Source organism: Pseudomonas sp. 008 (assembly GCF_016861935.1).
Lineage (GTDB): Bacteria > Pseudomonadota > Gammaproteobacteria > Pseudomonadales > Pseudomonadaceae > Aquipseudomonas.
In genome coordinates, this window is the sequence record NZ_BOMA01000005.1 from 219,008 (window position 1) to 239,883 (window position 20,876).

The following is a 20,876-nucleotide window of genomic DNA, read 5'->3' on the forward strand; positions in this document are numbered from 1 at the left end:
GCGGCTCATGATGAGCACCGCACAGGGCTTTACCAATACAATGGAGCAAGGCATGGAGCCAATGGTGGTAACAAGCCCAAAAAATATACTGATCAGCGAGTACGAGTACTTACAGGGGATTGTATTGTGATGCAAAAGCGTCCTTTGCGCAGAATCGGAATCAGTCACGCACAGGCGCAGGCCTCATGACTGTTCTGGTTACTGGCGCCGCCGGTTTCATCGGGTATCACACCGTCAAGCGTTTGTGTCAAGAAGGCCTTGAAGTCGTCGGTATCGACAATCTCAACGACTATTACAGCGTAGAACTCAAACACGCGCGGCTCAAGGAGCTGGAGTCCTTGCCGGGTTTTCGCTTCCAGGCCATGGACATCGTCGACAAACCGGCCTTGATGGCGCTGTTCGAAACTCACGCTTTTACCGAGGTTGTGCACCTGGCCGCCCAGGCGGGTGTTCGCTATTCACTGGACAACCCGGATGTTTATGCGCAGTCCAATTTGGTGGGTTTTCTGAATGTGCTGGAAGCTTGCCGGCACCATCGCCCCGCACATCTGATCTATGCCTCGAGCAGCTCGGTGTACGGCACCAACAGCAAAATGCCGTTCAGCGTCGAAGACGCCGTCGATCATCCCATTTCGCTGTACGCCGCCACCAAACGCTCCAATGAACTGCTGGCGCACAGCTATTGCCATCTCTATGGCCTGAAAGCCAGCGGATTGCGCTTTTTTACCGTTTACGGACCTTGGGGGCGCCCCGACATGGCGCTGTTCAAGTTTACCGAGGCGATCATCAAAGGTTTGCCGATCGACATCTATAACCATGGCCAGATGTCGCGCGATTTCACCTATGTCGACGATATCGTCGAAAGCATCGCCCGCCTGCGCTCCAAGCCACCGGTGCCGAACGAGCCGGGCGCTGGCGTCAACCGGATTTTCAACATCGGCCGTGGCCAACCCGTGCCGCTGCTGGAGTTTGTCGACTGCCTGGAATCGGCGCTGGGCATCAAGGCCCAACGTAATTTCATGCCGCTACAGGCAGGCGATGTGGTCAAGACCTGGGCCGATATTTCGGCACTGGCCGAGTGGGTCGACTTCCGTCCTCAAGTGACGGTCGAGACCGGTGTAGCAGAATTTGTGAAGTGGTATCGCCACTTCTATCAGATATGAATCGAGCCCTTGATAAATAAAAGACCAAGGAGCAAGGGGGGGACTCTATGAGCCAAGACATTTTTGTATCTGTACTGATTCCAGCAAAGAACGAAGCAAACAACCTCAAGCCGTTACTTGAGGAAGTCCGCGCCGCATTGGCCGATGAGGCCTACGAAATCATTGTGGTGGACGATGGCAGCACCGACTCCACCCTGCATGAACTGCGGCAGCTGAAAAACAATGGCCTGGACGCGTTGCGCATCCTGCGCCATGAGCGCTCACTGGGGCAAAGCACCTCGCTCTACCACGCGGCAACCGCCGCCCGGGGGCAATGGCTGGCCACGCTTGATGGCGACGGTCAAAACGACCCTGCGGACATCCCCGGGATGTTGGCGCTGGTGCGCGGTGAAAAGGGTCTGGTCGACGTTCAGCTAGTGGCCGGGCACCGGGTCAACCGCCGCGATACCGCAAGCAAACGCTGGGCTTCGCGTTTCGCCAACGGGCTGCGTCGCCGCCTGCTTAATGACGATACCCCGGACACCGGCTGCGGGCTGAAGCTGATCGAGCGCGCGGCGTTTCTGCGCCTGCCGTACTTCGACCATATGCATCGGTACATTCCCGCGCTGATCCAGCGTCACAATGGCCGAATGATTGTCCACCCGGTCAACCACCGGCCCCGCACCGCCGGGGTGTCCAAATACGGCAACATCGACCGCGCCCTGGTGGGTATTCTCGACCTGTTCGGTGTGTGGTGGCTGATCAAGCGCACGCGGTTGAACACCAACGCGCAGGAGATCGAAGGATGAACCTCTCCCGCGAAACCCTGTGGCTGGTGGTCGGCTTCGCTGGCCAGATCGCCTTTACCGGTCGCTTCATCCTGCAGTGGCTGTATAGCGAGTACAAAAAACGCAGCGTGATCCCGGTGAGTTTCTGGTACCTGAGCATTGTCGGCAGCGCCCTGCTGCTCGCTTATGCCATTTACCGGGCAGACCCGGTGTTCATCGCCGGCCAGGCCTTTGGTTCCATCGTCTATCTGCGCAATTTGCAATTGATTGCCCGCACCAAACACCTGAAGGACTGAGCCATGCGTAAAAACCTGTCGCCCAGCATCGAATGCCTGGGCCTGGTGCTGCTTGCCTTGCTGTTGATCGGCGCTGGCCTTGGGCTGCGTCAACCGCAAAACGTCGACGAGGAACGTTTCCTCGGCGTAGCGCTGGAGATGCTGCACAACGGGTCGTGGTTCATCCCTCACCGCGCTGCGGAGATCTACGGCGATAAACCGCCGGTCTTCATGTGGATGGTGGCGTTCTTCGCGTGGCTCACCGGCCTGCCCGCCCTCGCCCTGTATATTCCGGGGATGTTGTCGGCGGCGACGGTCACGGCCGTGGTCTATGACCTGGGCCGCCGGTTGTGGAATCAGCGTATCGGTCGAATAGCGGCGCTGTTGTACCTGGCCACCTATCAGACTTACAGCATCCTGCGTACCGGCCAGATCGACAGCCTGTTGATTCTGTTCACCTCCCTGGGTCTGTACGGACTGGCACGGCACCTGCTGCTCGGGCCGGCCTGGCGCTGGTTTTACGTAGGCTGCGCCGCCATGGGCATTGGCATCATCACCAAAGGGGTCGGCTTCGTCCCGGCCTTGATGCTGATTCCGTATGCCTACGCGGTGCGCAAAAACTGGTCCGGCGTGGTGGCCATGCCCGGCCAGAAGCGCAAGTGGTTCCTGGGCTTTTTGGTGGCGCTCGGCGCCATCGCGATCTGGCTGCTGCCTCTGGCACTGTCCATCGTGCTCAATGGCACCGCTGAAGAAGTCGCCTATGCGCGAGAAATCCTGCTGCGCCAGACAGCGGGACGCTATGCCGCCGCGTGGGACCATCGCGAACCGTTCTGGTACTTCTTCGTCAACGTGATCCCGCAATACTGGCTGCCATTGGTGCTGGCCCTGCCGTGGCTGGTGCCGGCCTGGCGCAAGCAACTGCGCAAGCACGACGGTCGAGTGCTGGTGCTGCTGAGCTGGGTCGTGCTGGTGGTGCTGTTTTTCTGCCTGAGCACCGGCAAGCGCAAGTTGTACATCTATCCGGCGTTGCCCGGTCTGGTACTGGTGGCGGCGCCACTGATTCCCTGGCTGCTTAAGCGCTGGTTTGGCAAGCGTCCGCGCGGTATGCGGGTATTCCAGGCGCTGGTGGCGACCTGGTTTGTTCTGTGGTTCGCCCGCGGGTTCATCGAGCCGATCAAGGAAGGTCAAAACCCCCATGAAGCGATCATGGCGCAGGCGGCGACCATGACCCACGGCGCCGATCTGGTGTTGGTCAACTGGCGCGAGGGCCACTGGTTATTCGCCCGGCAGCCGATCGTGCATTTCGGGATGACCAACTCTACGGTCGAACTGGCGGCGCAGTGGCTGCGCGAACACCGTGACGCCTACGCCTTGGTCCCCGACGATGTGCTGAGCAAGTGTTTCAATCCCCAAGCCGCTCATGAGCTGGGCGAAACATCTCGTGCGCAGTGGTCGATCGTGGGCGCCGATGCCGATAACGGCCAATGCCAGCCCGGACAACCCGCCAAGGTCTATCGCTTCAGCTGGGACAAGGACAGGTCATGAGCAAGAGATGGACGCTGGGAGTATTTTTCATTGTTGTACTACTTGGCGCCTACGTGGTTTCCGCACGCTTCATGGTCCACCAGCAGCTTTATGCGTACTGGCAAACCCTCTGGCATGGCAATCAGGCGCCCGATAAAAATATCTGGCTGCCGGACTATAAAGCCGTGATCCAGGCCAAGCCTGTCGCGGACATCACCAATCTGTCCGGCATCGCCTATGACCCGGACCATGATCGGCTGCTGGGCATCACCAATGGTGGGCCCATGCAGATTGTGGCCATGAACCGCAACGGTGATCTGCTTGAACGTTACCCGCTGATCGGCTTCCAGGACACCGAAGGCCTTGCTTACCTCGGTAACGGTCGCGTAGTGATCGCCGATGAACAGTTGCAGCGACTGTACGTCGTCACCTTGCCGGACAGCCCTGGCCCGATCCATGTCGAGAACACCCCGTTTGTTGCCATCGAGATCAACCTGAGCGAACACAACAAGGGCTTTGAAGGCGTGACCTATGACGCGGCCAATGATCGTATCTTCGCGATCAAGGAGCGCGATCCGCGGCAGCTGTTTACGGTCACGGGCATGCTGGCGTCCATCGGCAGCCCGTTGCAGGTGCACATCCAGGACTTGACCCATTGGATCGACCGTAGCGTCTCCGGCCTGGACCTTTCCGAGGGTTACTACGATCCGCGGACCGGTCACTTGCTGTTATTGAGCGAGCAATCCAACAACGTGACCGAACTGGACCAAGACGGCAACTTCGTCAGCTTCCGCTCCCTGCTCGGCCTGAATGACCTGAAAAAAACCATACCGCAAGCCGAAGGCATGACCATGGACACTTCCGGCGAGCTTTACATTGTGAGCGAGCCCAACCTGTTCTATCGGTTCTCCAAATCCAAGGCTGCTGTGGCAGAGAATCAGCAGAAGCAATAATGGGTTTTGCACCGGATGGTGCCGGCACTATCCGTAGCAGCAGCCTCGCAAGCTCGGCAGCTGCTACGGATCGAATCACGGCTGAACTGACCACCTATCGGACAACTTCCCGCCCCTTGCGCCATTAAACCGATTCCGGGTCTTTAATGGTTGCAGGATTCCAAGCCAGCCCCCTCCCCGACCAGAAACACGATGTCCAAGCGGGGCTGACACCTCGCACCCCACTGCACACGCATCGGGAGACTCGTCATGAAAATCGTCGTGATTGGCGGTACCGGGCTGATCGGCAGGCAGCTCTGCAAAAACCTGCAAGACCTGGGGCATGAAACCCTGGCCGCGTCACCCAGCACCGGCGTCAACGCCCTCACCGGCGAGGGCTTGCAAAACGCCTTGCAAGGCGCCGATGTAGTGGTCGACGTGGCCAACTCGCCCTCCTTCGAAGACGCTGCAGTGCTTGAGTTCTTCGAAACCTCCGGGCGCAACCTGCTCGCCGCCGAGAAGGCCGCCGGGATCAAACACCATGTCGCGCTGTCGGTGGTAGGCACCGAGCGCATGCTCGACAGCGGCTATTTCCGGGCAAAAATGGCCCAGGAACAACTCATCAAGGACTCAGGCATTCCTTACACAATCCTGCGGGCCACACAGTTCTTTGAATTCATTGGGGCCATTTCCCACTCGGGCGTACAGGAAGGCGACACCGTGCGCTTGACCTCCGCCGCGTTGCAACCGATTGCCGCGTTCGACGTCGCGACGGCGCTGGCGAAAGTCGCCGTGCAAGCGCCGAGCAACAACACCCTGGAAGTGGCCGGGCCTGAGCGCTGGCCGCTGGTGGAGTTCGTGCGCTTGTTTTTGCAACACACCAACGACCCGCGCCAGGCCCAACCGGACGACACGGTCCCCTACTTCGGCGCGCCGATCGATGACCACTCGCTGACGCCGGGCGAGCACCCCATCGTCGGGCCGACACGCTTCGAAACCTGGCTCAAGAGCAATACTTGAGAGGCCCCCTACACCAACCGCTCGATCTTCTGATGCTGCCAGACCATTTTGTAATACAGCGTCTGCAGCATCAGCATGCCCAGATACGCCACCGGAAACGCCATCCACACTCCAGGCAACCCAAAGCGCGCATCCAGCAGATACGCCACCGGCAACTGCACCCCGACCACGCACACAATCGACACCGCTACCGGCACCAACACCGTGCCGCTGGCGCGCATGATGCCGCCGACAATCGCCTGAAAACCAAACACCAGCAGGCTCCAGAGCATGATGTGCAACAAGTGCTCGGCCATTGCCCGGGTGGAATCATCCGTAAGAAACAACCCCAGCAACCAGTGCGACAGCAGATAACCCAACAGCACCAGGCCGCCGGTCAGGCACACGTTGATCAACAACCCGGTGCGCAAAATCTCCCCCATGCGCTCAATGCGCCCGGCCCCGATCGCCTGCGCGCCAAGGATCGACGCCGTGATCGCAATCGACAGCGCCGGGAACTGCACGTAATTGACGATCTGCGTCACCGCCCCGTACGCCGCCGTCGCTTGGGAGCCGTGCTGGTTCACCAGCGCCAGAATCACCAACTCCGACAACGACAGCACCACCATCTGCAACCCGGTCGGCAGCCCGATGCGCAGCACCTTGCCGAGGATGACCCTGTCGAGCCGCATCGCCGCAAACATCTCCCGATCCGGCGCCAACGGATGCCCCTTGCGAATCAACCGCCACGCCAGCCACCCCATCGCCGACAGGTTACCCACCAACCCCGCCCACGCCGCACTCTGAATCCCCATCGGCGGCAGCCCCAACCAACCGAGAATCAACGCCGGCGTCAGCGCCAACCCGACACACGTCGACACCACCAGCGCCAACAACGGCGACAGCGTATCGCTCACCCCACGCAGCAACTGCGTGAACAACACAAACACCAACAGCGACGGCAAAATCCACATCATCACATGCGCATACGCCACCGCATCGTCCAGCACATCCCCCGGCGTGCCCAACCCCTGCAACGCCAGCCGGGCAAACACACTGCCCAACACCGCCGCCACCAACCCGATCATCGCCCCCAACAGCAGCGTCGAACCGGCGATGGCCTTCACCAGATGCGGCTCACGGGCGCCCCAGGCCTGGCCGATCAACACCCCAGCGCCCGCACCGAGGCCGATAACCAGGGCGATGAAAAAGAACACCACGGGGAACATGCCGGACACCGCCGCTAACGCCTGGGTGCCGAGCAATTGACCGATGTAGATGCTGTTGACGGTGCCGGACATGGCCTGGAGGAAGTTGGAGAGGACCATGGGGGCGAGGAACAGGAGGTAGGTTTGCCAGAGGGGGTGTTGGGGTTTGGCTGGGGTTTGCATTGAGGGTCCGTCTCGGGTGGGGGCTGGCGTTTTGGAAATTCTACGCTACGGAACTGGGAACAACGCGCTCCTATTTTGTGGATTTGGATGTGTAATGGCTGCTTCCGGGCTAGGCCGAAAGCGAACGATCGACGGATGAGTGCGTGGTCGTTAAGCTTCTATTTTTCACGGAAGGTCGAGTGAGTGACGAAGGTTTACCAGGGAAGCTGCCTTTGTGCAGCGGTGAGTTACGAGATGCTTGTTCCGCCAAAAGCGGTGAATCATTGCCATTGCGGCCAGTGTCGGAAAAGCCACGGGGCGGCATTCGCTACTTACGGCAGTGTTCTACGCAGTGAGTTTCGGATCTTGAGCGGCGCATCTGATATCAAGTCCTACCCTTCGTCCGAATCTGTGCTTCGCCAGTTCTGTGCGCACTGTGGCTCGACATTGTTCTGGTCAAGAATTCAAGGCGAGTACACCCATTGGATTTCTGTAGCTCTGGGCACGCTGGACACTCCCTTCATACCGCAGAAACAGAAACATATTCATGTTGCCTCCAAGGCACCATGGTATGAACTTCCCGAATCGTATCCGCCGTGCGAATGAGCGCTAAGCAGATACGCAACGCTGCATGCTCCGGGCTCCAACTTTCAACCAAACTAATCACGCCAGCTTTACATACAAGTCCTACACCAACCTCGGAAATCGCCCCTACCCCCTACTGGCGCGAAGAACCTATAGTCACCCCGCCGCCCACGAAGCGACCAGGTTTGGCGACCTGCAGATCGGATCAGTCCCTTTAAATCTGATTCGGAGTTTCACCTATGGATAGATACATGCCCCTCACCGGAATCGACCTGATCCCGGCCTCCCTGCTCATCGACACCCAAGCCCCACTCGACGTCCTGCAAGCCATGGCCGACTACCGCATCCGCGCGGTCACGCAGGTGCTGGAAAACATCGCCTTCCGCGCCGAGATCGGTTGCGACACGGTGGTGCTGTCGGACTTTGCCAAACTGCTGGCCATACCGTTGCGCGATGGTTGTGATTTGATGGATGTGATCGGCAGACGCTTGCGGGCGCAGGCCGCGGAATAAATGAAAACGGGCGCCTCGTCAGGCGCCCGTTTTGTTTTTTTCGAACCCGGCCAACACGCAGAGGTCGAAACCAGTGATGGCATCGCTACTGATCACAGGCCGCCGGCCTGCTTCATTCAAGGGCGAAGCCAGTAGCTCACACCACTTTAGGGTGCGCCGGATAATTTCAGCAGGCCCGGATTCTGCCGGGGCAAGTGCTGGCTGCTGCTGACATCCAATGCTCCCGTATTGGAGTACCTGACATGACTCAGTCAATGCGGTTCTTCTTATCGATCGTCCTTGCGACAGCTTCACTGGTATCGGCAAGTTTCCTGAACACCGCAGGTGCGGCAACCGCTGAGGATCTGAATGCCGACTCTCAGCAAGCGTTGCAAACTCTTTACAAGTCCACACCACTGGCCGAATCCATTTCGCACAATGCCAAAGCGATTCTTGTCTTCCCGAATATCGTCAAGGCGGGCCTTGTATTCGGCGGTAGCTACGGCGAAGGCGTATTGTTGAAGAACAAGAAAGTAGAGAATTACTACAACACCGTAACCGGGTCCTGGGGGCTACAGGCAGGCGCACAGTCGTATGCCTATGCGGTTTTCCTGATGACCGACAAAGCCGTGGACTATGTACGTAAAACCAAGGGTTGGGAAATCGGCGTAGGCCCCACTGTTGTATTGGTAGATGCGGGTGTGGCGAAAAATCTGTCCAGTACGACGCTGAAGGGCGATGCCTACGCGTTCATTTTCGACCAGCAAGGGTTAATGGCTGGCGTCAGCATCGAAGGCACCAAGATTTCCCTGATCAAGCGTTAGAACCGGTCGTTTGGCGCTTACGGGCGCAAGCGATGGAGCAGACAAAAACGGGCACCTGAAGGCAGACTGTGTGAAAACCTAGCAATCTGCTGGCCGGTTAAAGAAAATGCCCGTATCGCAAGATACGGGCATTTTTCTTATGCGCTATATCCAAGGTGAAAACCGCTCCCAGACCGCACTGTTTCCAGTGTCGCTGGACGAACTTATTCCCGATGATCATCTGGTTCGCGTCATCGAAGCCTATGTTTCGCTTCTGGACTTTGAGCAACTGGGTTTCGACAAAGCCAGCTGAAGGGCGCCCGTTTTTTGTGTCCGCAATTGGTGATGCATCAGCCACCCTGGAGCGTTACTGCGTGCTTTCGATCAAGGCTTTCGCCATAGCCACGGATCATCTCCAGCAATGACTTCACCCGCAGCGGCAGATTCCCGGCCGGGTACACCGCGTGCATCTGCGGGCTCTCACCGCTGCTGGAGGTGAGTTTGTACTGGGGACAGACCCGCAGCAGGCGCCCCGCTTCCACTTCGGGCTCCGCCAGCCAGTCCGCCAGGCGGGCGATGCCGAGGCCCGCCAGGGCCGCCTGGAACGCCGCCGAACCTGAGTTGAAGCGGAACTTGGGGTGAGCCCGAACGCTGATGGCCTGCGTCTCACTACGAAAATTCCACTCCTTGAGAATCCGCGGCGCCGTGTGCAGGATCAGCGAGTGCGCCTCCAGCGCCTCGATGGAGTCGGGTATCCCGTGCCGCTCCAGATACTCGGGGCTGGCGTACAGATAACGTGAATAACTCCAGAGTGGAAAGCCGATCAGGTCACTGGATTGCGGATAGCCGCCGCGAATCGAGAAGTCCAGTTTGCTCTTGGCCGGGTCGATGGTTTCATCAGTGAAAATCACGTCGACGTTCACGTCTGGATAACGCTCGGCGTACTGCGCGATCAGCCGGGGCAATACCCCGTGCCCGAGAAATTCGGGGGCGGAAAAGCGGACCCAGCCGTAGGCCTGGCCGCTGATGCCAGCGAGGTCTTCATCCGCCTCACGTTGCAGATCCAGCATTTTGTAGGCGTGGGGCAACAAGCGCTCACCCGCCTCGGTCAAGCTCACGGCATTGGAGGAGCGATTGAACAACTTGACTCCGACACTTTCCTCCAGAGCCTGAACGGCGCGGGTCAGCGCACTTGGGGAGCGCCCCAGAGTACGTGCCGCCGCGACGAAGCTGCGCTTGCGAGCCACCGTCGCGAAGGCTTCAAGTTCCCCCAACATATCCAATGCCATGCGCCACCTCATTGCACTTTTCACAACGTGGTATTGCAACACAAAAAAAGCGCTTTGGTTAACCTTCCCGTTCAACCTGGACTCTCACCCACCTTTCACCGTCAGAGCCTGATTCCATGATCGATATTGTCATCCTTTGCGTGTTCGCCTTCTCCGCCGGCCTGATCGATGCGGCGGTGGGCGGCGGCGGACTGATCCAGATTCCCGCGCTGTTCAACGTGCTGCCCACGGCACAACCGGCGGCGCTGCTGGGGACCAACAAGGTTGCGGCAGCCTGCGGCACTGCATTCGCGGCCCGATCCTTCGTGCGCAAGGTGGTGATCAACTGGAGTCTGGTGATCCCCGCCGCCAGTGCGGCGTTTGTCATGTCCTTCTTCGGAGCGGCCACGGTGTCGTTCGTGCCCCAGTCGGTGATCCGGCCAGCGGTGCTGGTGTTGATCGTGCTGATGGCGATCTACACCTTCTGGAAAAAGGACTTCGGCGCCCTGCACAAGCCCATGCACATCGGCACCAAGGAAAAACTGCTGGCGATCGTCATCGGCGGCGCCATCGGCTTCTACGACGGACTGTTCGGGCCCGGCACTGGCAGCTTCCTGATCTTCCTGTTCATCCGCTGCTTCGCCTTCGACTTCCTGCATGCCTCGGCGTCGGCAAAACTGGTGAACATCGCGACCAACGTAGCAGCGCTGATGTTCTTCATTCCGACGGGGAACGTGCTCTACCTGATCGCCATCCCCATGGCCGCATTCAACATCCTCGGCGCACTGACCGGCACCTGGCTGGCGGTTCATAAAGGCGTGCCCTTTGTCCGGGCGCTGTTCCTGGTGTTGCTGCTGATCCTGATCGGCAAACTGTCCTATGACCTGTTCGTGTAAGCCTGAGGAAAACAGCCCGCATCCAATGTTCGATAGGTGTGGGTCCATGACGCGTGGACGCGGCATTTGCCCACCGCGTTTCAACCATTGCTGGCGTCGATAGTCACCATCACGTCAATGAAGTTCTCATAAAAAATCCTCGGCGTAACATCCGCTCCATACCCAACCAGTAACACCCCGGAGCACACCATCATGAAACGCCAAACCCTTCTCAGCATCGCTTTCTCGGTTTTTGCAGTAAACGCTTTCGCCGCCTCTTCTACTCACCCGGTCGTCGCTGAAGGCGGCTCGGATCGCCTGATTGAAAGCCGTGTGGCTGAAGGTGGTTCGGATCGCTTGATCGAAAACCGCGTCGCTGAAGGTGGTTCGGATCGTCTGATCGAAAACCGCGTCGCTGAAGGCGGTTCGGATCGTCTGATCGAAAACCGCGTCGCTGAAGGTGGCTCGGATCGTCTGATCGAGAATCGCGTTGCTGAAGGTGGTTCGGATCGTCTGATCGAAAACCGCGTCGCTCAAGGTGGCTCGGATCGTCTGATCGAAAACCGCGTCGCTGAAGGTGGCTCGGATCGTCTGATCGAGAATCGCGTCGCTGAAGGTGGTTCGGATCGTCTGATCGAGAATCGCGTCGCTGAAGGTGGTTCCGACCGTCTGATCGAAAACCGTGCAGCATGAATGAGTGGCTTTACCGCAACACTCGACCAAAGAACCCGGCCTCATCAGCCGGGTTTTTTCATGCGTTTTTTTGGTGCCCAACTGCATCGATGTTCGCCCGAAGCAGCATAGACGCGGGTTTCAGCGAATTGGCACCTGCGCTGAATCATCAACAACGACCGTCCGTAACCCCACCCCGACGACCTCTCCCCCTTCGCTATTCTTAACCACACACACCGCGGGCACGGCTTGCGGCATCAAAATCAGGAGTAAGGATCCGGGTAAGGAGTGCGCCACTTCAAACTGAGTATCAAATAATGAAAATGCTACTGATGGTCGAGTTTCCCCATGAGCCTTTCAACGCGTTTGTCCGGTCGGGGAAGGTCGGCGAAATCATGAACCGTATCCTGGACACCATTAAGCCCGAAGCGGCTTATTTCACTGAGCAAGATGGCATGCGAGGTGGGATTTTTCTGATCGATGTCGTGGATCCCTCCGAAATACCCGGATATGCGGAACCCTTCTTCCTCAACTTCCAGGCCAACTGCAAATTCCGTGTGGTCATGAACCCGCAAGACCTGCAAAACGCCGGTCTGGAGGAGCTCGGAAAAGCGTGGGCGTGAGGTTCGATCAATGAGCCGGGTGATGGCATCTGGATGTGCCTCACCCCGGTCGATGTCCTAAGCCGTAATGCGATCTGTAGCCGCTGCCGAGCTCGCGAGGCTGCGTTCGGCTGCGCAGCAGTCGTAAGATCAGAACTTGCGGTGCATCAGGCAGACCGCGTCAGTCGGATTCACGACTGCTTCGCAGCCGAACGCAGCCTCGCGAGCTCGGCTGCTGCTACAAGGAATGCGCCGCAGCTGAAATGACTGAAGGCGCACCGCACTTACTGAACGGTTTTCAGCTTGACCACATCACCGGAGATTTTGGTGGTGTAGCCGGTCAGGACCCAAGCCCAGAACCAGTTTTCCTGCACTTGGGTGTTGATCATGGCGTCGCCGCCCTTGGCTTTGATCGCCGCATCCTGAGCGCGGATGAAGCGGTTGTTCTGCTGGATCGGGATGACGCCGAACAGCAGCAGGCCAGTGGCGGTCGCTTCACTGTGGCCGACGACGGTGTACTGGCTGCTGTCGTATTGCTGGGTCTTCATCGGGGTGCCGGTGCAACCCGCCAGAACCAGGCCAAACAGGGCTACGGCAACCGCTTTGCTGAGGTAATTCACTGTGTCACTCCATTAGAAATACCCGGGATCCATCTCTCGGGCGGCGCATACTCTAACGGATGAAGTGGCCCATTGATATCACTCAGCACTGAAAAAAGCGGATCGATGAGGCACCGATCATTGCGGCTGAAACGTCTGCAGATAGGCCAACAGGTTTTCGATCTTTTCCGGATCGCTGAGGCCCCAGAAAATCATGCGGGTGCCGGGGACCACTGTTTTTGGCGCTTCGATGTAGGCGGTGAGTGTTTCGCGGGTCCAGACGACGCCTGATGATTTCATCGCATCTGAGTACTGGTAGTCCGTCGTGCTGCCCGCAGGGCGCCCGAAAATCGCATTGAGTTGCGGACCAAAAAACCCTCGCGCTGAACTCCCTACCTGATGGCAGCCGCCGCAGATTCGCTTGAACAGTTTCTCGCCCGCCTCAGCATCGCCAGCCGCTACTGCTTGCGTACTGAACAACCCCATATTGAGCATCAAGGCCAAGGTGAGTACGGCGGCGTTTTTCATGTTCGGCTCCAAATCGATGCGGCTGACAGCAAAAGCGGGCGGCTATTTCATCATGACTGGCTGCTACGTCGAAACACTGATCTGGACCAGACGTGTCACTCAACCCACACTCGCTTGAAACTTCTTCCGGTAAGCCGCCGGTAGCAGGCCCACGCGCTGCTGGAAAAGCCTGCGAAATGAGTTGCTGTCCTCGTAACCTACTTTGTAGGTGATGCTGTCCAGGGTCATTCGTGTGGATTCGAGCAACTGCTTTGCCTTTTCCAGACGCAGTGTTTGCAGGTAGGTCAGCGGCGTGTAACCGGTGGCTTCCTTGAAACGCCTTTTGAAGTTCCTGACGCCGAATCCGAATCGCTCGGCCATGTCATTGATCAGCAGCGGCTGATGGAAGTGATCTTCCAGCCACGCCTGAACCCGCAGGATTTCGCCGTCCCCATGGTTCTTCGGCATCGACCACATGACATAGACCGATTGCTCGCTGCGTACGTTGTCGGCCAGCAAGTATTTGCCGCACTTCTGCGCCAGCTCCAGTGATGCGAAGCGGCGGATCAGATGCAGCAACAGGTCCATGGCGGCCGTCGCGCCACCGCAGGTGATCACGCGATTGTCTTCACAGAGGATCTGCGCCTCCTCCAGACAGGCCTCTGAATACCGGCGACGAAAAAAATCGGCAAAGGCCCAGTGCGTGGTGGCACGAACGCCGTCCAGCATTCCCGCCTCTGCGAGCATGAACGCCGCTGTACACATGGAAGCCATGACGGCACCTTGTGCATGCTGTTGACGCAGCCACGGCCCATAACCGGGAAATGCCGGCAAGGCGTCTTTCAGGGTAAAGAGAAACCCCGGGATCAGCACCAGATCGGTTCGGGTGATGTCGGCGATGGATCGGTCCACGCGCAGCGTTTGCCCTCCCCATGCGGCGACATCGGCGCCATCCAGCGAGGCGGCAACCACCTCAAACGGCGCACTGGCGGTATCGGCGAACAGGTTGGCGGCACTGAGCACTTCCAGCGCCAGGGTGGCGCTGGCGGCGGAACATTGATCAGCCAGTAGCAGGGTGACGTGCATGAATCATCCAGATTGCGCTTTTCGCATGAAAAAAGTCATTTGTGCACCTACCTTATCCGATTTCTGCCCCCTAAAGTGCGCTGGTCATTCAATCCTCGGCGTACTTATGAATCTCTGGTTCCGACTTATCCTCATGCTGTTCCGTCGCCCATGGCGCAAACCGGTCGACGGCCTGGCCACCACCGTCATCCGCCTGCGCGTCTGGCCGCTCGACCTCGACCTCAACCGCCACGTCACCAATGGCCGCTATTTCACCCTGGCCGACGTAGGCCGCATGGATTTCACGCTGCGCAGCGGCGCCTTTCGAGTAGCCTTGCGCAACAAGGCCGTGCCGATCGTTGGCGATACCTGGGGCAAGTTTCGGCGTGAGCTGAAGCTGTTCGAATCGTTCGAGATTCATACCCGCATACTCGGCTGGGACGATAAATGGAGCTTTATGGAACACCGCTTCGTGAGCAAAGGCCGGGTAATCGGCGTCGTCATCATGCGAGGTCTGTTCCGCTCGGCCAAAGGCACGGTTGCACCGGTCGAGTTCGTCCGCGAGCTGGGATTGGCCGAACAGTCACCCGAGATGTCGATGTGGCTGACGGCCTGGTCGCAAAGCTGCGACGACATGAGCCGTCAGCTGCGAGGGGAAGAAGCTAGTTGCTCAACCGCCCCGCTGTCATCGATGAAGGAACAGCAATAACGTCCGCCTGAACCATCTCGGGCTTTGCCTCTGCGCCCTCCCCGTTCAGCGCCTTGTTCATCTTCACCGTATCCAACGCACCGACCCATTTGGCAATGGCCATGGTGCCGACGCCGTTGCCGATGGTGTTGGTGATCGCGCGTGCTTCCGACATGAACCGATCGACGCCCAACAACAGCACCATGCCCGCCACCGGGATGGTGCCGAGGGAGGACAGCGTCGCCGCCAGGATGATGAACCCCGAACCGGTCACCCCCGCCGAGCCTTTGGAGGTGAACATCAGCACCGCCAGCACGATCAACTGGTCCATGAGGGTCAGCGGCGTGTTGGTCGCCTGGGCAATGAAGATCGCGGCGATGGTGTAGTAGATCGCCTGGCCGTCCGGGTTGAAGGTCCGAACACTTTTTCGCGCGGCCCGACATGCGCCAGGGCAACACCCAGCAGAATGGAGAACAGCAGGATTTGCAGGACGTTGCCTTTGGCGAAGGCATCCACGATGGTGTCGGGGATGATGTTCATCACAAAGTCCATGAACGACGCATGTTTCACCGCCGTGGTGTAGGTCGCGAGGCTGGCGTGCCGCAACGCCTGGCGGATTTACAACAACACAACTGCATCTTCCTGCGGCAAAACGAAACGCCCTACGGCGTATGGAGCTTTACCAACGGTGGGCGCACGCAAAACGTCAAAGTGCGTGGCGCGTTAGGCTGCAACGACGGTGAAGTGGCCCTCAATTGGGCGCTGGAAGGTCATGGGATTCTGCTGCGGGCCGAATGGGACATCGCCCGCTACGTGCGCAGTGGCCGCTTGCGCCTGGTGCTGGAGGACCAGACACCGACCCGCGCCGATGTCTATGCCATCTACCCGCAACAGTTACACCTGTCGGCGCGAGTGCGCAGCTTGATCGATTTTCTGGTCGAGCGCTTCAAGCACATCGATCACCTGGATGAACCGGAATCTGTGCTCGACTGAACGGCGCTACGACAGATTGAGCGCCACGGCGGCGCGGATCAGCGCCTTCAAGGCCGTTTCATCAATCCGGTCGCCCTCATGAATATCGATGGCACGCCGGGTGTTGCCATCGAGGCTGGCGTTGAACAGTCCTGAAGGGTCTTCCAGCGAGGCGCCCTTGGCGAACGTCATCTTCACGGCATTCTTGTACGTCTCGCCGGTGCAGATGATGCCGGCATGGGACCACACCGGAACGCCCCGCCACTTCAACTCCTCGACCACTTCGGGGTCGGCTTGCTTGATGAGCGCTCGAACCCGAGCAAGCGTCTCGCCCCGCCAATCATCCAGTGCCTTGATTTTCGCCTCGATCAGCGCAGAGGCAGAGCCTTGCCCCTCAGTGTCCTTAGATCCAGCCGTCTCCTTGCTCATACTGGCTATCCCTCTTCATAATGATTGTCGCTCGCCTGCCTCTTGAGTATCGCTGACAGGACTACAACGCAGGCGTTGCAGTTTGACCCACAACGGGTCGTTTGCCTTCAAATCTCCGATGGATGCAACTTGTGCACTCACGGAATAGCAAAACAAGGACGTAACAACAGTGGAAAAGGAAATCATCTTGATGCGTCATGGCCAGCCAGATCTGGCCGTGCAAGACAAAGTTTCAGCGCGCGATATGAAACGCTGGATCGAGCAATACGACCTGTCAGAAATCATCGACCAACCCGCCCCGCAATCGAGTGTGGCGCTGGCGCGTACCGCCAGAATGATCGTGTCGAGCAGTGCGCCCCGGGCGCTGACGTCGGTTCGAGCGCTAGGCCTTCAAGCCAGCCTTGTCGATGATATGTTCTGCGAAGCCCAACTGCCCCATGGACGATGGTCACTGCCGCGCCTTTCACCATTTACGTGGGCATTCATTCTTCGTGTTTTATGGTTGTGCGGTTTCTCGGGGAAGGTCGAGTCTGCCAGTAAGGCCAGAATGCGCGCCAATACGGCAGCTCAACGGCTTCAATCCCTTGCCGACGAAGGGCCCGTTTTACTGCTCGGTCATGGAATAATGAATCGAATGATTGCCAAGCACCTGGAGACTACCGGATGGATTCGCCATACCAGCAATGGTAACCGGTACTGGAGCGCGACGGCCTATCGTATGAAACCGCGTTAAGGTACGACGACAGCCCACAGACTGAATCCCGGCGCCCTGGCTGGTGGTCAAATAGGAGCTAATATTCATCTGTATTCCCCTGCAAAGGACTGCAATCATGAGCCGGCTCGAGTTACTGACCAAATGGAATCGCATGATCGTGCGGTTGCAGATCGAGCACGAAATCAGTGCCCGAGATTTCGAGAAGTTCAGCTGGAAACTGGGCATCCCTTGCGTGGTGTTGTCGGCGATAGTCAGCGCCAGCGTCTTTGGTTCAATCAGTGACTCATCGCCAGCATGGCTCCAATATGCAGCCGGCATCCTTTCACTGCTGACCCTGGTGCTGAGTTCAGTGCAGACCTTCCTGAACTTTGATACCCGGGCTGCCGGGCACAAAGACACCTCCGAGAAGCTCGGTGCGATGTCTCGCGAGATTCAGGACGAAATCGCCAGCGGCAAGGACGAAGCTATCCTGGGGCCAATCGTGCTGGACATCCGCAAGCGCATTGATTCGATTCTTCTGGATGCCCCGACCTTACCCAAGTCAACCATAAGGAGACTGGGTGATGTTCGCATCCACCCGGAGTCACAGCCAGAAGAGCAGGAGATCGTCCCGGCTTGAATAGAGGCCCGATGCCGGTCCGCGACATCGTGACAGGAGGCGTTTGAGATGCAACTCATCACGTTGAAAATCGACAAACCGGAAGCGACGAATTTCATTTTTGGTCAGACGCACTTCATCAAGTCCGTTGAAGACCTCCACGAAGCGTTGATAAACGCCGTGCCAGGCATCCAGTTTGGCGTGGCTTTTTGTGAAGCCTCCGGCAAATGCCTGGTGCGATGGTCTGGCACCAATACCGCCATGATCGAGCTTGCGCAGAAAAACGCGCAAGCCATTGCCGCCGGCCATAGCTTCATCATTTTCCTCGGCGACGGTTTCTATCCGCTGAACGTGTTGAACGCCGTCAAAATGGTGCCAGAGGTGTGCCGCATTTTTTGTGCAACAGCCAATCCAACCGAAGTGATTCTTGCCGAGACGGAACAGGGACGCGCGATCCTGGGCGTCGTGGATGGCTTCTGTGCCAATGGCATTGAAGGCGACGAAGACATCCTGTGGCGCAAGAATTTGTTGCGGCAGATTGGCTACAAGCAGTGAAACACGTTTCGCTGCTGAGCTAACGATGGGCTGCCGCCGTCGACAGCCTCACCTGCCGGAATTCTGCACGAGTTGCTCAACGAAGAACTCCACGTGCCCTCTCGGATGAGTCGGCAATGGCCAGCTGTCGACGTTGTGCGCAAGGGCCTGGAAAGCTTGAGCGCACCTGGAGCGCGGGAAGGCTTCAAACACTGCACGTCCCTTCTGCACGGCTTTGTGCGCACTGTCGTCGTTCGGCACCGCGCCGACGTATTGCAGCGAGACATCCAGGAACATTTCGGTAATCTTTTCCAGCTTGGCAAACAGATTGCGACCTTCCGCCGGGCTGCCCGTCATGTTGGCCAGCACGCGAAAACGCTGCAGACCGTAGTTCAGGTTGAGCAATTTGATCAGCCCGTAGGCGCCGCTGATCGAGGTGGGTTCATCGCACACCACCACCAGCACTTCCTGAGACGCGCGGATGAAGTTGATCACTGAGCCACCGATACCGGCGGCCGTATCGATGATCAGCACATCCAGTTTGTCGCCGATATCGCTAAAGGCCTGGATCAGCGCGCGGTATTGCGCAGGCTCCAGATGAGTCATGTTCTGCAAACCAGAAGAGGCCGGGGCCACACGAATGCCTCCAGGCCCTGGCATGAGTGCCTCGGACAGCTCGCAACGCCCTTCGAGAACATCGGCCAGTGTGTAGCGCGGGGTCAGCCCCAGCAGAATATCGATATTCGCCAGTCCAAGGTCGGCGTCCAGCAGTACGACGCGCCGCCCCATTTTCGCCAACGCCAACGAGAGGTTAACCGCCACCGTGGTCTTGCCCACGCCACCCTTGCCGCCAGTCACAGCGATAACTTGCACGCAATGCACATCATCCATTTGTCTTTCCCTTCCCTGCGCATCGTGTGCCACTACGTAATGGCTACCATCCAGATGCCGGAAGAATAGCTGAAAAGCGCGCAATAGCTGCCTTGTCTCCCGACGAGAGGCATTTCGCCAGCCTCCATTGAATCGTTTCAACGAAAATGCCGACAGAAACCACCAAATGGCTAAATCCACACATCATTGATTGCGGTTCTTTTCCCGGCCTGATCACCGGTGTTCAGCACACCACGCGGTTCGATCAGCAACAACTTCACCTCGCGTTCAGCGTAAGGCTTGTGTTCGACGCCCTTGGGGACGATGTACATTTCTCCCTGCCCGACCACGACCGCCCCCTCTCGAAAATCGATGCGAAGCTTGCCTTCAAGGACGATGAAGGCTTCATCGGTATCGGCATGGGAATGCCAGACAAAATCGCCTTCGATTTTCACCACTTTGAACTGATAGTCGTTCATTTCGGCAATCACCTTGGGCGCCCATTGCTCGCTGAACAAGGCATATTTTTCGGCAAAGTTAATCGCGGTGCAGACCTGGGAATTCATTTAAGTCACCCTCATTGGACAAGATATCGAGCCCTGACTTTAGGGATGACCTGACGCTGCGTATTGCACGATTGTGCAAGTCGACCGGGGCCATTCTCAAGCAAGGCCCAACCTCTTCAGCCATCGGCCGGGTGAAACGCCATAGGTCTGGACGAATTGACGCGTCATGTGGCTTTGGTCGAAAAAACCTGCGCAGACGGCCGCCTCTGCCATCGAATGGCCCCCAATCATCAATGCTCTTGCCAGGTCGAGCCGGCGTTGGGTCATGTACCGATAGGGGCTCGTACCGTACAGCGCACGAAAGTCGCGGCTCAGGCTCCAGCGATCCCGGCCACTCGCTTGCGATAACTCATCCAGGGTAATGACCCGATCCAGCGAGTCATGAATCAGCGCACGCGCGCGCTCGGCCGCTGCAAAATCAAACGACTTGCGCCGCCCACGCTGGCCAGAGAGCGTGTCCAGCGCCTGCGCGAGATCATAAATAGCATCGTCTTCTTCCAGGGGCTCGATGCAAGCGTCGAGGTTTTGCAGCAGCACCTGGGTTGCGGCACCCAGCCGTGGGTCGCTCGATAAGCCCCCCTCGATAAATGGCAACGGCTTGCCGCCCAGCACCTGCTGAATCAAGGCCGGTTCGATGTAGATCATCCGGTAATGAAAACCTGCTTCGGTACCGGCCTCACCGTCATGCACCTCGTCCGGGTGCAAGACGATGGTTTTACCGGGCAGGCTGTGGCGTTGGGATTTGCGGTACTGGAAACTTTGCACACCCGACAGCGTTCGCCCGATGGCGTAAGTATCGTGGCGATGCGGCGTAAAGCCATGGCCGCCAAAAAAGGCTTCGATGCGCTCCATCTTCAACGGCTGCGCCGAGCGCTTGACCCAATCCTTGTTGCCCTTGGTCTTAGTCATGTCCCTGTACCACTCGAATGATGTCAGTACGTTACCAGTGCGAGCGTCTGCTGTCCCAGGCTCGTCACCCGCCTGGATCGGGCCTCTCAGCGTAGCCG

25 protein-coding genes and 3 pseudogenes are annotated in these 20,876 nt (G+C 58.3%); 18 read left to right on the forward strand and 10 right to left on the reverse strand.

The window, feature by feature from the left end; genetic code table 11:
* The first annotated feature begins 185 nt into the window (after window positions 1-185).
* The 6 genes from JUI81_RS12530 (at window position 186) to JUI81_RS12555 (ending at window position 5,681) form a co-directional block, all read left to right on the forward strand.
* Window positions 186-1,163 (forward strand): NAD-dependent epimerase, encoded by a 978-nt coding sequence (locus JUI81_RS12530; protein ID WP_204124365.1) that lies wholly within the window; start codon window positions 186-188, stop codon window positions 1,161-1,163.
* Window positions 1,164-1,210: 47 nt separating this feature from the next.
* On the forward strand, window positions 1,211-1,951 hold the full coding sequence (locus tag JUI81_RS12535) for a glycosyltransferase family 2 protein (RefSeq protein ID WP_204124366.1): 741 nt from the start codon (window positions 1,211-1,213) through the stop codon (window positions 1,949-1,951).
* A complete protein-coding gene (locus JUI81_RS12540; RefSeq protein WP_018928220.1) occupies window positions 1,948-2,226 on the forward strand; it encodes a lipid-A-disaccharide synthase N-terminal domain-containing protein in 279 nt (92 codons plus the stop codon). Before JUI81_RS12535 ends, JUI81_RS12540 begins: the two co-directional genes overlap by 4 nt.
* 3 nt (window positions 2,227-2,229) lie before the next feature.
* On the forward strand, window positions 2,230-3,750 hold the full coding sequence (locus JUI81_RS12545; RefSeq protein ID WP_019582029.1) for a glycosyltransferase family 39 protein: 1,521 nt from the start codon (window positions 2,230-2,232) through the stop codon (window positions 3,748-3,750).
* Window positions 3,747-4,682, forward strand: coding sequence for an SdiA-regulated domain-containing protein (locus JUI81_RS12550; protein ID WP_096480746.1), 936 nt, complete (start codon window positions 3,747-3,749; stop codon window positions 4,680-4,682). The genes JUI81_RS12545 and JUI81_RS12550 overlap by 4 nt, the downstream gene beginning before the upstream one ends.
* A gap of 249 nt (window positions 4,683-4,931) precedes the next feature.
* The gene (locus JUI81_RS12555; RefSeq protein WP_096480747.1) at window positions 4,932-5,681 is read left to right on the forward strand and encodes an SDR family oxidoreductase; all 750 of its coding nucleotides are present in this window, start codon (window positions 4,932-4,934) and stop codon (window positions 5,679-5,681) included.
* A gap of 8 nt (window positions 5,682-5,689) precedes the next feature.
* On the opposite strand, the gene JUI81_RS12560 is transcribed toward JUI81_RS12555, so the two are convergent.
* Window positions 5,690-7,051, reverse strand: coding sequence for an MATE family efflux transporter (locus JUI81_RS12560; RefSeq protein ID WP_204124367.1), 1,362 nt, complete (start codon window positions 7,049-7,051; stop codon window positions 5,690-5,692).
* 183 nt (window positions 7,052-7,234) lie between these two features.
* Here JUI81_RS12560 and JUI81_RS12565 point away from each other — a divergent pair, with 183 nt between their 5' ends.
* The 4 genes and pseudogenes from JUI81_RS12565 to JUI81_RS12580 all read left to right on the forward strand — a co-directional run.
* Window positions 7,235-7,636, forward strand: coding sequence for a GFA family protein (locus tag JUI81_RS12565; RefSeq protein ID WP_204124368.1), 402 nt, complete (start codon window positions 7,235-7,237; stop codon window positions 7,634-7,636).
* Between the two features lie 218 nt (window positions 7,637-7,854).
* The gene (locus tag JUI81_RS12570) at window positions 7,855-8,127 is read left to right on the forward strand and encodes a hypothetical protein (RefSeq protein ID WP_026331910.1); all 273 of its coding nucleotides are present in this window, start codon (window positions 7,855-7,857) and stop codon (window positions 8,125-8,127) included.
* A gap of 242 nt (window positions 8,128-8,369) precedes the next feature.
* Window positions 8,370-8,930, forward strand: a complete 561-nt coding sequence (locus tag JUI81_RS12575) for a YSC84-related protein (RefSeq protein WP_018928229.1) — start codon at window positions 8,370-8,372, stop codon at window positions 8,928-8,930.
* Between the two features lie 139 nt (window positions 8,931-9,069).
* Window positions 9,070-9,216, forward strand: a pseudogene (locus tag JUI81_RS12580) (IS5/IS1182 family transposase); the annotation flags it as partial.
* A gap of 43 nt (window positions 9,217-9,259) precedes the next feature.
* Here JUI81_RS12580 and JUI81_RS12585 read toward each other — a convergent pair.
* The gene (locus JUI81_RS12585; RefSeq protein WP_204124369.1) at window positions 9,260-10,198 is read right to left on the reverse strand and encodes a LysR family transcriptional regulator; all 939 of its coding nucleotides are present in this window, start codon (window positions 10,196-10,198) and stop codon (window positions 9,260-9,262) included.
* 116 nt (window positions 10,199-10,314) lie between these two features.
* Here JUI81_RS12585 and JUI81_RS12590 point away from each other — a divergent pair, with 116 nt between their 5' ends.
* The 3 genes from JUI81_RS12590 to JUI81_RS12600 all read left to right on the forward strand — a co-directional run bounded on the left by JUI81_RS12590 (window position 10,315) and on the right by JUI81_RS12600 (window position 12,347).
* Window positions 10,315-11,073, forward strand: coding sequence for a TSUP family transporter (locus JUI81_RS12590; protein WP_019649478.1), 759 nt, complete (start codon window positions 10,315-10,317; stop codon window positions 11,071-11,073).
* Between the two features lie 192 nt (window positions 11,074-11,265).
* Entirely contained in the window at window positions 11,266-11,745 is a 480-nt protein-coding gene (locus JUI81_RS12595; RefSeq protein ID WP_204124370.1) for a phage infection protein, read from the forward strand.
* Between the two features lie 296 nt (window positions 11,746-12,041).
* The gene (locus JUI81_RS12600) at window positions 12,042-12,347 is read left to right on the forward strand and encodes a hypothetical protein (protein WP_028939753.1); all 306 of its coding nucleotides are present in this window, start codon (window positions 12,042-12,044) and stop codon (window positions 12,345-12,347) included.
* A 263-nt stretch (window positions 12,348-12,610) separates the two neighbouring features.
* Here JUI81_RS12600 and JUI81_RS12605 read toward each other — a convergent pair whose 3' ends face one another.
* From JUI81_RS12605 to JUI81_RS12615, 3 genes are all read right to left on the reverse strand, one after another.
* A complete protein-coding gene (locus JUI81_RS12605; protein ID WP_018928235.1) occupies window positions 12,611-12,946 on the reverse strand; it encodes a hypothetical protein in 336 nt (111 codons plus the stop codon).
* Window positions 12,947-13,063: 117 nt separating this feature from the next.
* A complete protein-coding gene (locus JUI81_RS12610; RefSeq protein WP_204124371.1) occupies window positions 13,064-13,453 on the reverse strand; it encodes a cytochrome c family protein in 390 nt (129 codons plus the stop codon).
* Window positions 13,454-13,552: 99 nt separating this feature from the next.
* Window positions 13,553-14,518, reverse strand: coding sequence for a GlxA family transcriptional regulator (locus tag JUI81_RS12615; RefSeq protein WP_204124372.1), 966 nt, complete (start codon window positions 14,516-14,518; stop codon window positions 13,553-13,555).
* Between the two features lie 106 nt (window positions 14,519-14,624).
* On the opposite strand from JUI81_RS12615, the gene JUI81_RS12620 reads away from it, so the two are divergent.
* Window positions 14,625-15,206, forward strand: coding sequence for a thioesterase family protein (locus tag JUI81_RS12620; RefSeq protein ID WP_204124373.1), 582 nt, complete (start codon window positions 14,625-14,627; stop codon window positions 15,204-15,206).
* On the opposite strand, the pseudogene JUI81_RS12625 reads toward JUI81_RS12620, so the two are convergent.
* Window positions 15,160-15,794: pseudogene (locus JUI81_RS12625) on the reverse strand (cation:dicarboxylate symporter family transporter); the annotation flags it as partial. The gene JUI81_RS12620 and the pseudogene JUI81_RS12625 overlap by 47 nt on opposite strands.
* Between JUI81_RS12625 and JUI81_RS12630 the strand changes: the two are divergent.
* Window positions 15,780-16,178 (forward strand): annotated as a pseudogene (locus JUI81_RS12630) (LysR substrate-binding domain-containing protein); the annotation flags it as partial. The pseudogenes JUI81_RS12625 and JUI81_RS12630 overlap by 15 nt on opposite strands.
* 6 nt (window positions 16,179-16,184) lie before the next feature.
* On the opposite strand, the gene JUI81_RS12635 reads toward JUI81_RS12630, so the two are convergent.
* Window positions 16,185-16,586 (reverse strand): DUF1801 domain-containing protein, encoded by a 402-nt coding sequence (locus tag JUI81_RS12635; protein WP_019582010.1) that lies wholly within the window; start codon window positions 16,584-16,586, stop codon window positions 16,185-16,187.
* Window positions 16,587-16,755: 169 nt separating this feature from the next.
* On the opposite strand from JUI81_RS12635, the gene JUI81_RS12640 reads away from it, so the two are divergent.
* From JUI81_RS12640 to JUI81_RS12650, 3 genes are all read left to right on the forward strand, one after another.
* Window positions 16,756-17,319: a histidine phosphatase family protein gene (locus tag JUI81_RS12640; protein WP_204124374.1), complete on the forward strand. Its 564-nt coding sequence runs from the start codon at window positions 16,756-16,758 to the stop codon at window positions 17,317-17,319.
* A 97-nt stretch (window positions 17,320-17,416) separates the two neighbouring features.
* Window positions 17,417-17,920, forward strand: coding sequence for an SLATT domain-containing protein (locus JUI81_RS12645; RefSeq protein ID WP_019582008.1), 504 nt, complete (start codon window positions 17,417-17,419; stop codon window positions 17,918-17,920).
* 48 nt (window positions 17,921-17,968) lie between these two features.
* A complete protein-coding gene (locus tag JUI81_RS12650) occupies window positions 17,969-18,454 on the forward strand; it encodes an adenosine-specific kinase (RefSeq protein ID WP_028939759.1) in 486 nt (161 codons plus the stop codon).
* 48 nt (window positions 18,455-18,502) lie between these two features.
* Here the strand turns inward: JUI81_RS12650 and JUI81_RS12655 are convergent, their stop codons facing one another.
* The 3 genes from JUI81_RS12655 to JUI81_RS12665 form a co-directional block, all read right to left on the reverse strand.
* Entirely contained in the window at window positions 18,503-19,324 is an 822-nt protein-coding gene (locus tag JUI81_RS12655) for a MinD/ParA family protein (protein ID WP_019582006.1), read from the reverse strand.
* Window positions 19,325-19,494: 170 nt separating this feature from the next.
* The gene (locus JUI81_RS12660) at window positions 19,495-19,869 is read right to left on the reverse strand and encodes a cupin domain-containing protein (RefSeq protein WP_028939760.1); all 375 of its coding nucleotides are present in this window, start codon (window positions 19,867-19,869) and stop codon (window positions 19,495-19,497) included.
* A gap of 96 nt (window positions 19,870-19,965) precedes the next feature.
* Window positions 19,966-20,778 (reverse strand): AraC family transcriptional regulator, encoded by an 813-nt coding sequence (locus JUI81_RS12665; RefSeq protein ID WP_019582004.1) that lies wholly within the window; start codon window positions 20,776-20,778, stop codon window positions 19,966-19,968.
* Window positions 20,779-20,876: the final 98 nt, after the last annotated feature.

Excerpts from the sequence above, each read along its gene's own strand:
- JUI81_RS12530 (WP_204124365.1), top strand. The coding sequence starts at position 186 with ATGACTGTTCTGGTTACTGGCGCCGCCGGTTTCATCGGGTATCACACC.
- JUI81_RS12535 (WP_204124366.1), top strand. The coding sequence starts at position 1,211 with ATGAGCCAAGACATTTTTGTATCTGTACTGATTCCAGCAAAGAACGAA.
- JUI81_RS12540 (WP_018928220.1), top strand. The coding sequence starts at position 1,948 with ATGAACCTCTCCCGCGAAACCCTGTGGCTGGTGGTCGGCTTCGCTGGC.
- JUI81_RS12545 (WP_019582029.1), top strand. The coding sequence starts at position 2,230 with ATGCGTAAAAACCTGTCGCCCAGCATCGAATGCCTGGGCCTGGTGCTG.
- JUI81_RS12550 (WP_096480746.1), top strand. The coding sequence starts at position 3,747 with ATGAGCAAGAGATGGACGCTGGGAGTATTTTTCATTGTTGTACTACTT.
- JUI81_RS12555 (WP_096480747.1), top strand. The coding sequence starts at position 4,932 with ATGAAAATCGTCGTGATTGGCGGTACCGGGCTGATCGGCAGGCAGCTC.
- JUI81_RS12560 (WP_204124367.1), bottom strand. The coding sequence starts at position 7,051 with ATGCAAACCCCAGCCAAACCCCAACACCCCCTCTGGCAAACCTACCTC.
- JUI81_RS12570 (WP_026331910.1), top strand. The coding sequence starts at position 7,855 with ATGGATAGATACATGCCCCTCACCGGAATCGACCTGATCCCGGCCTCC.
- JUI81_RS12575 (WP_018928229.1), top strand. The coding sequence starts at position 8,370 with ATGACTCAGTCAATGCGGTTCTTCTTATCGATCGTCCTTGCGACAGCT.
- JUI81_RS12585 (WP_204124369.1), bottom strand. The coding sequence starts at position 10,198 with ATGGCATTGGATATGTTGGGGGAACTTGAAGCCTTCGCGACGGTGGCT.
- JUI81_RS12590 (WP_019649478.1), top strand. The coding sequence starts at position 10,315 with ATGATCGATATTGTCATCCTTTGCGTGTTCGCCTTCTCCGCCGGCCTG.
- JUI81_RS12595 (WP_204124370.1), top strand. The coding sequence starts at position 11,266 with ATGAAACGCCAAACCCTTCTCAGCATCGCTTTCTCGGTTTTTGCAGTA.
- JUI81_RS12600 (WP_028939753.1), top strand. The coding sequence starts at position 12,042 with ATGAAAATGCTACTGATGGTCGAGTTTCCCCATGAGCCTTTCAACGCG.
- JUI81_RS12610 (WP_204124371.1), bottom strand. The coding sequence starts at position 13,453 with ATGAAAAACGCCGCCGTACTCACCTTGGCCTTGATGCTCAATATGGGG.
- JUI81_RS12615 (WP_204124372.1), bottom strand. The coding sequence starts at position 14,518 with ATGCACGTCACCCTGCTACTGGCTGATCAATGTTCCGCCGCCAGCGCC.
- JUI81_RS12620 (WP_204124373.1), top strand. The coding sequence starts at position 14,625 with ATGAATCTCTGGTTCCGACTTATCCTCATGCTGTTCCGTCGCCCATGG.
- JUI81_RS12635 (WP_019582010.1), bottom strand. The coding sequence starts at position 16,586 with ATGAGCAAGGAGACGGCTGGATCTAAGGACACTGAGGGGCAAGGCTCT.
- JUI81_RS12645 (WP_019582008.1), top strand. The coding sequence starts at position 17,417 with ATGAGCCGGCTCGAGTTACTGACCAAATGGAATCGCATGATCGTGCGG.
- JUI81_RS12650 (WP_028939759.1), top strand. The coding sequence starts at position 17,969 with ATGCAACTCATCACGTTGAAAATCGACAAACCGGAAGCGACGAATTTC.
- JUI81_RS12655 (WP_019582006.1), bottom strand. The coding sequence starts at position 19,324 with ATGGATGATGTGCATTGCGTGCAAGTTATCGCTGTGACTGGCGGCAAG.
- JUI81_RS12660 (WP_028939760.1), bottom strand. The coding sequence starts at position 19,869 with ATGAATTCCCAGGTCTGCACCGCGATTAACTTTGCCGAAAAATATGCC.
- JUI81_RS12665 (WP_019582004.1), bottom strand. The coding sequence starts at position 20,778 with ATGACTAAGACCAAGGGCAACAAGGATTGGGTCAAGCGCTCGGCGCAG.